We start from the raw sequence: 3,816 nt of genomic DNA, 5'->3' as shown, positions 1-3,816 counted from the left end.
TAAATATAAAAAAAGTCAATTATTTATAATTACATTTATAGTTGAAAATCTTCAAATGTTAATTATACTTTTAATAGCTAGACCTTTTGATGATGCATTATTTCTTGTAAAAAGTATATTTTTACCTATGACATTGTTTAATTCTATAGGAATGGTATTATTTGTAGAAACTTTTAAAAATATAATAAGAGAGCAAGAACAAAAAGTTGGTAAAAAAGTAAGTTTAACTTTTGATATTACTAAAAAATGCTTACCAATTCTACAAAGGGGAGAATATAACTCAGAAAACTGTGATCAAATTGGAGAAATTATCTTGGACTTTTCGAATGATTTAGGAGTAGTATTTACTGATACAAAAAAGATCATTAGTACAAAAGGAGAAATTGAGTTTTCCAAAGATAAGAATAATCTTATGCCAGAGATCGGGCAAAAAGTATTAGATGAAAGTAAAATAGTGGTTGCAGAGAATTCAAAAACAGGTGATTTATTTCATGAACCATTAAAAGAAATGATAGCTATAGGTTCACCTTTAGTTAAGAATCACAAAACATTTGGGGCTATGATCATATTATCAAAAAAATATAGAATTTCCTATGATTCACAAATCCGTTTTGCTAGCGGTTTAAGTGAGCTATTATCTACACAGTATGAATTAGCTGATATGGAGAAGCAAAAAGATTTATTAGTAAAGGCAGAATATAAAGTATTACAGTCTCAAATTAATCCACACTTTATATTTAATTCTTTAAATACTATTAGTTCTTTTATAAGAGAAAAACCATCAGAAGCGAGGGAACTTTTAATAGCACTATCAACTTATTTTAGAAACTCCATAGAGACCAGAGATGGGCTTGTGAGTATATATGAAGAAATGGAATATGTAGATGCTTTTTTACAATTGGTCAAAGCAAGATTTGGTGATAGATTAGATATATCTATAAATATACCAGAAGAATTAGATTATATGGTACCTTGTTTGATAGTTCAACCAATAGTAGAAAATGCGGTTATACATGGTGCCATGAAGAGAAAAAATGGTAAAGTGAGTATTACAATAAATGAAATCGGTAAAGGGATTAGAATTTCAATAAGAGATAATGGATATGGAATACCAAAAGATATTATAGAATTATTAGAGGATGATGAAATTAGTGATGATAGTATAGGTCTTGCTAATGTAGACAGAAGACTTCGTTATATATATGGGGAGGAAAATGGCTTAGACATTTTATCAACTTCATATGGGACTATAGTTAATATAAATATTAAAAGAGATCAGGTTTCAGCAATGGTGGGCTGAAAGGAGATGGGCTAAATGAAAATAGCTATAATTGATGATGAAAGACCAGCGAGAAGTGAATTACAATATCTTATTAATAAAATTATACCTAATGTAGAAATTGTTGAATTCTCAAATGGAGAAGATGCATTAAATATAATAATGGAAGAAAATTTTGATATATTATGTATTGATATTAATTTAGGAGATATTAGTGGTATTACACTTGCATCAACTGCTAGAAAAATTCATCCAGATATTGAAATAGTTTTTGCTACAGCTTACAATAATTATGCAGAAGATGCTTTTAATGTAGAGGCATTAGATTATCTTCTTAAACCTTTTTCAGAAAGAAAAGTCAAAGTAATGTTAGATAAATATAATAAAAAACATGAAAAACAACAAATTAATATTAATATTTCGAAAATACCCTTAAATACTGATGGGAAAATAATTCTTATAGAGATTGATTCTATTATTTATATTGAATCACAAAACAAAAATTGTATTATTCATACTAAAGATAATAAATATATAGATAATATACCTTTAAAATCATTTGAAGATAAATTAAAACCTTATGGCTTTTTTAGAATCCAGAGGAGTTATCTTATCAATACAAGATATATAAAAGAAATATATCCATGGTTTAATAATACACATTGTATTAGAATGGAATATTGCCAAGATGAAAAATTACCAGTAAGCAGAAATAAAATTGGTAAATTAAAGGAATATTTAAAAATTTAACACTTAATATCATACAAGTTACTCCACGATATACGCGTTTTACTCTAAAATGTTAGAAAGAACCTTTATATATGATATTCTGGAGTTAAGATATAACTAGGGAGGGATGTTTATGATATTATTTATTATTGGCTTGTTAATGTTAATAGTTGGTGGACATATCTATGGAAAGTATTGTGAAAAGGTATTCCAACCAGATGATAGACCAACGCCTGCAATAACTATGGCTGATGGTATAGACTATGTAGTAATGCCATCTTGGAAGAATAAACTTATAGAATTACTTAATATTGCAGGTACAGGGCCTATTTTAGGACCTATACAGGGAATTCTCTTTGGACCTATAGCCTTTATTACAATACCTATAGGCTGTGTATTTGCAGGCGCATTACATGATTATTTTGTAGGTATGATATCTGTAAGAAATAAAGGAGCACAAGTTCCTAAAATGGTGAGAAAATATTTAGGAGCAGGAGCTACTAAGGTATATACTGTGATTATATGGTTACTGATGCTTTTAGTAGGAGTAGTGTTTATGTATACACCAGGAGATTTAATAGTTGGTGACATTCTTGGAATGGATGTTAATAGCAACATAATTTGGGGAGTTTATATTGCGATTTTATTCTATTACATAGTTTCAACAATATTCCCTATAGATCAGATTATAGGACGTATATATCCAATATTTGGTGGAATATTAATAGTATCTGCTGCTGGAGTTTTAGTTGGAATCTTTATGGATGGAGGAGCAAGTTTTGCAAATCTACCAAAAGGCTTATTATTTGAGCATCCTACAGGTCAGGCATTTATTCCAGTATTTTTTATTACAGTAGCATGTGGTATAATGTCAGGATTCCATGGAAGTCAGGTAACCTTAATATCAAGAACTATGAAATCAGAAAAGGAAGGTCGTAGAACCTTCTATTCTATGATGATATGTGAAGGTTTAATTGCTATGGCTTGGGCTGCAGGTGCAATGGTGTTGTTTGGAAGAGGTATACCAGTAGATACAGGTGCTACAGAAATGGTAGGAATTATTTCAAGAGAATTCATGGGTAATATTGGTGGATTAATAGCGATAGCAGGTGTTATTATTTTACCTATAACTTCTGGTGATACTGCTTTTAGGTCATTAAGGCTTATGATAGCAGAACAATTTGATATAGATCAAAAAGATGCTAAAAATAGAGTTAAATTGTCACTTATAATATTTATACCAGCAATAATAATACTTGTATATGCTAAATTATCACCAGATGGATTTAATCTATTGTGGAGATACTTTGGATTTACTAATCAGTTAGTAGGAGTTTTTGCTTTAGCAATGGTTACAGTTTATCTTAAAGCATCTAATAAGAACTATTTTATATCTTTATTGCCAGGTGCCTTTTATTCATTTATAGTAACAGCCTATATTTGTCATGAAAGCCTTGGTCTAGGTTTAGAAGCAAGAATAGGTGGACTGTTTGGATTATCTCCTGAAAGTTATGCCATTTCATATATAATAGCGACTATAATAACGATAATTTTTTTAGTATATGTTCCAAAGATAGCAAATAAGAGAGAAAAAGTAATTTTAAGCTATGATCAAACTAAATAAGTAATAAACAAATAGGACCTATATAGGTCTTATTTGTTTATATTTTATATAATAGTGATACAATATATGGAAGGAAGATATATAGTAAATTTTATAACGGATTGTAAAAAATATTAGATTTAAATATAGGGCAGATAAGATAGGTGAGAAAATGCAAAGAAGAAAATATTTAATAATCCTTATA

Annotated in this window: 3 protein-coding genes; all 3 read left to right on the top strand. The window is 28.8% G+C overall.

Translation table 11 applies throughout. The annotated features are described in order from the left end of the window. The coding region (locus VK071_06675; GenBank protein ID HLR35002.1) for a histidine kinase at positions 1-1,300 on the top strand (1,300 nt) is incomplete at its 5' end. Positions 1,301-1,315: 15 nt separating this feature from the next. Then, the gene (locus tag VK071_06670) at positions 1,316-2,029 is read left to right on the top strand and encodes a LytTR family DNA-binding domain-containing protein (protein ID HLR35001.1); all 714 of its coding nucleotides are present in this window, start codon (positions 1,316-1,318) and stop codon (positions 2,027-2,029) included. 112 nt (positions 2,030-2,141) lie between these two features. Then, on the top strand, positions 2,142-3,632 hold the full coding sequence (locus tag VK071_06665; protein HLR35000.1) for a carbon starvation CstA family protein: 1,491 nt from the start codon (positions 2,142-2,144) through the stop codon (positions 3,630-3,632). The last annotated feature ends 184 nt before the right edge of the window (positions 3,633-3,816 follow it).

This window comes from Tissierellales bacterium, from assembly GCA_035301805.1.
Taxonomy (GTDB): domain Bacteria; phylum Bacillota; class Clostridia; order Tissierellales; family DATGTQ01; genus DATGTQ01.
Note: the sequence above shows the minus strand (reverse complement) of the source record. Positions and strands in the feature narration are given on the sequence as shown.

Bases quoted from the DNA above. Each gene is read 5' to 3' on its own strand.
- VK071_06670 (HLR35001.1), top strand. From the start codon at position 1,316: ATGAAAATAGCTATAATTGATGATGAAAGACCAGCGAGAAGTGAATTA.
- VK071_06665 (HLR35000.1), top strand. From the start codon at position 2,142: ATGATATTATTTATTATTGGCTTGTTAATGTTAATAGTTGGTGGACAT.